Annotated in this window: 1 protein-coding gene; it reads left to right on the top strand. The window is 68.3% G+C overall.

Annotated elements, in window-relative coordinates; all coding sequences use genetic code 11:
- A partial coding sequence (locus tag ACQ4N9_RS26345; protein ID WP_430934090.1) for a condensation domain-containing protein occupies window positions 1-4,331 on the top strand: 4,331 nt, incomplete at both ends.

Raw genomic sequence — 4,331 nt, 5'->3', positions numbered from 1 at the left:
ACCTGCTGGGCCGGGAAGGGGTGACGGTGCTCAACCAGACCCCGTCGGCGTTCAAGGCGCTGATGCACGAGGCGCTCAATAGTCAGGACCCGCAACTGAACCTGCGCCACGTGGTGTTCGGCGGCGAAGCGCTGGACGTGAAGAGCCTGCGCCCGTGGTTCGAGCGTTTTGGCGACAACGCCCCACGCCTGATCAACATGTACGGCATCACCGAAACTACGGTGCACGTCACCTACCGTCCGTTGAGCCTGGCGGATCTTGAGCTGGAAGCGAGCAGCCCGATTGGCGCGCCGATTCCGGACCTGTCGTGGTACGTGCTGGATGCTGACCTGAACCCGGTGGCCAAGGGTTGCACTGGCGAGCTGTACGTCGGCCGTGCCGGCCTGGCCCGTGGCTACCTGAACCGTGGCGATTTGACCGCTACCCGCTTCATCCCCGACCTGTTCGGCAACACTGGCGAGCGCCTGTACCGCACCGGCGACCTGGCGCGCTACCACGCCGACGGCGTGATCGAGTACATCGGCCGGATCGACCAGCAAGTGAAGATCCGCGGTTTCCGTATCGAGCTGGGCGAGATCGAAGCACGCCTGCTGGAGCAGCCAGAGGTGGCCAGCGCCGTGGTGTTGGCGTACAACGGCCCGCTGGGCACGCAACTGGTGGGTTATGTCGTACCTAAAGGCGCTGTCGAAGACGGCCTGCGCGAAGTGCTGCGCGCCCGCCTGAAAGAAACCCTGCCGGACTACATGGTCCCGGCACACCTGCTGCAACTGGATGCACTGCCACTGACCGCCAACGGCAAGCTGGACCGCAAGGCGCTGCCAGCGCCGGACGCCAGCCAGGCGCAACAGGCCTACGTGGCCCCGCGCAGCGAACTGGAACAGCGCATCGCCGCCATCTGGCAGGACGTGCTGAAAGTCGAGCGCGTCGGCCTGGCCGACAACTTCTTCGAGCTGGGCGGTGATTCGATCATCTCCATCCAGGTGGTCAGCCGCGCCCGCCAGGCGGGCATCCGCTTCACCCCGAAAGAGCTGTTCCAGCACCAGACCGTACAAGGCCTGGCCAGCGTCGCCCAGCAGGGCGAAGCCCAGGCGCAGATCGACCAGGGCCCGGTGCAGGGCGAGATGCCGCTGCTGCCGATCCACCAGGCGTTCTTCGACATGCCGGTGGTCAAGCGCCACCACTGGAACCAGTCGGTGCTGCTGCGCCCAGCGCAGCCACTGGATACCGCACTGCTGGCGCGTGCCCTGCAGGCGCTGGTCGAGCACCATGACGCCCTGCGCCTGAGCTTCGTCCAGGGCGCCGATGGTTGGCAGGCACGCTTCGCCGAGCGCGCCCCTCAGGACCTGCTGTGGGTGCGCGACTGCACCGACCTGCAAGCCCTGGGCAGCGAAGCTCAGCTGAGCCTGGACCTGGCCGGCGGCCCGCTGCTGCGCGCCGTGCTGGCCAACCTGGGCGAGGGCGAGCAGCGCCTGTACCTGGTGATCCACCACCTGGCCATCGACGGCGTGTCCTGGCGCATCCTGTTCGAAGACCTGCAAACTGCCTACAACCAGCTGCAGGCCGGCCAGGCCGTGCAACTGCCGGCCAAGACCAGCTCGGTCAAGGCCTGGGCCGAGCGCCTGCGCGAGCACACCCGCAGCCCGGCCATGCAGGCCCAGCTGCAGTACTGGCAAACCCAGTTGCAAGGTGTGGCTCACGACATTCCTTGCGACCGCCCCGACGGCAGCCGGCAGAACGCCGATGCCGACAGCGTCAGCAGCCACCTGGACAAGGCGCTGACCCGCCAACTGCTGCAGGACGCTCCGGCGGCCTACCGCACCCAGGTCAATGACCTGCTGCTGACCGCCCTGGCCCGTGTGGTGCAGCGCTGGACCGGCGAGCAGGCGATGCTGCTGCAGCTGGAAGGCCATGGCCGCGAGGCGCTGTTCGACGAGGTCGACCTGACCCGTACCCTGGGCTGGTTCACCAGCCTGTACCCGGTGCGCCTGGCGGCGACCGAGGGCCTGGGCGAGTCGATCAAGGCGGTCAAGGAGCAGCTGCGCGCCATTCCTGACAAGGGCTTGGGCTTCGGTGCCTTGCGTCACCTGGGCGCGCCCGAGGTGCAGCAGGCCCTGGCAGCCTTGCCGGTGCCGCGCATCACCTTCAACTACCTGGGCCAGTTCGATGCCAGCTTCGACGACGAGCAGGCGCTGTTCGCCCCGGCCGATGAAGTCGCCGGCCGCGACCAGGGCCTCGATGCGCCGCTGGGCAACTGGCTGACCCTCAATGGCCAGGTCTACAACGGCGAACTGGAACTGGGCTGGACCTTCAGCCGCGCGATGTACGACAGCGCCACGGTGCAGCGCCTGGCCGACGCCTACAGCGCCGAGCTGGCCGAGCTGGTGCGCCATTGCTGCAGCGAGGGCAACAGCGGCGTGACCCCGGCCGACTTCCCGCTGAGCGGCCTCGACCAGGCCCAGCTCGACGACCTGCCGCTCGACCCGCGCCAACTGCGCGATGTCTACCGGCTTTCGCCGATGCAGCAGGGCATGCTGTTCCACACCCTGTACGAGCATTCGGCGGGTGACTACATCAACCAGATGACCCTGGAGGTCGATGGGCTCGACCCCGAGCGCTTCCGCCAGGCCTGGCAGGCGGCGCTGGACAGCCACGACATCCTGCGCACCGGCTTCCACTGGCAAGGCAGCCTGCCGCACCCGGTGCAGGTGGTGCTGCGCGAAGTCGCGGTACCGATGAGCGTGCTCGACTGGCGCGAGCGCGACGACCAGCAGGCCGCATTGCAGGCCCTGGCCGACGCCGACCGTGCCCAGGGCTTCGACCTGGCCCAGGCGCCGTTGCTGCGCCTGCAGCTGGTGCGTTGCGACCAGAGCCGTTACCAGCTGATCTACACCCATCACCACATCCTCATGGACGGCTGGAGCAACTCGCAGTTGCTGGGCGAGGTGATGCAGCGCTACGCAGGCCTTGAGCCGGCCCGTGGCCTGGGCCGCTATGCCGACTACATCGGCTGGCTGCAACGCCAGGATGCCGGCCAGGTCACCCGCTTCTGGCAGGAGCGCCTGCAGGGGCTGGAGGCGCCGACCCGCCTGGCCGGCCTGTGCGGGGCAGGCGAGGGCGAGGGTTATGCCGACCACTTCCAGGTGTTCGAAGGCCCGCTCAGCGAGCGCCTGAGCGCCTTCGCCAAGGCCCGCAAGGTCACCCTCAACACCCTGGTGCAAGCTGCCTGGCTGCTGCTGTTGCAGCGCTACACCGGGCAGTCGACCGTGTGCTTCGGTGCCACCGTCTCCGGCCGCCCGGCCGGCTTGCCGGGCATCGAGCAGCAGATCGGCCTGTTCATCAACACCCTGCCGGTGATCGCCGCGCCGGCCGCCGAGCAGTCGCTGGAAGACATGCTGCAAAGCCTGCAAGCGGACAACCTGAGCCTGCGCGAGTACGAGCACAGCGCGCTGTACGACGTGCAGCGCCTGGCCGGGCTGGGCGGTGAAGCGCTGTTCGACAGCATCCTGGTGTTCGAGAACTACCCGGTGTCCGAGGCGCTGGAGCAGGAGTCGCCGCAGGAGCTGCGCATGGGCGCCAGCCGCATGCGCGAGCAGACCGGCTACCCGCTGACCTTGCTGGTGAGTGCCGGCGATACCCTCAACGTGCAATACAGCTACGCCTGCGATGCCTTCAGCCGCGCTGCCATCGAGCGCCTGGCCGGGCACCTGGGCAACCTGTTGCTGGGCATGCTCGAGAACGCCAGCCAGCCGCTGGCAGCCTTGAGCCTGATCGGCGCGCAGGAGCGCGAACAGCAGTTCGTCACCTGGAACGCCAACGCCCTGGATTACCCGCAGGACCGTTGCATCCACCAGCAGATCGAAGCCCGCGCCGAGGCCACGCCGCACGCCCTGGCCCTGATCGATGGCGAGCAACGCTACAGCTACGCCCAGGTCAATGCCCGCGCCAACCAGCTGGCCCACCGCCTGATCGAACTGGGCGTTGGCCCCGAGGTGCGCGTCGGCGTCGCCGTGCCACGCTCGGCAGCGCTGCTCACTGCACTGCTGGCCGTGCTCAAGGCCGGTGGCACCTACGTGCCGCTGGACCCGGACTACCCGGCCGAGCGCGTGGCCTACATGCTCGATGACAGCCAGGCCAAGGTCTTGCTGACCCTGGCCGACGTGCTGGAGCCGCAGGCCGGCGTGCAGACCGTGTTCGCCGACCAGTGCCACGATTACCCGCAACACAACCCGCAGGTGGGCGTGGCTGCGCAGAACCTGGCCTACGTGATCTACACCTCCGGTTCCACCGGCAAGCCGAAGGGCGTGGCGATTGCCCACCGCAACGTGCTGGCG

The sequence above is a fragment of the Pseudomonas sp. ES1 genome, from assembly GCF_050586605.1.
In the GTDB taxonomy this organism is placed as follows: domain Bacteria; phylum Pseudomonadota; class Gammaproteobacteria; order Pseudomonadales; family Pseudomonadaceae; genus Aquipseudomonas; species Aquipseudomonas sichuanensis.
Note: the sequence above shows the minus strand (reverse complement) of the source record. Positions and strands in the feature narration are given on the sequence as shown.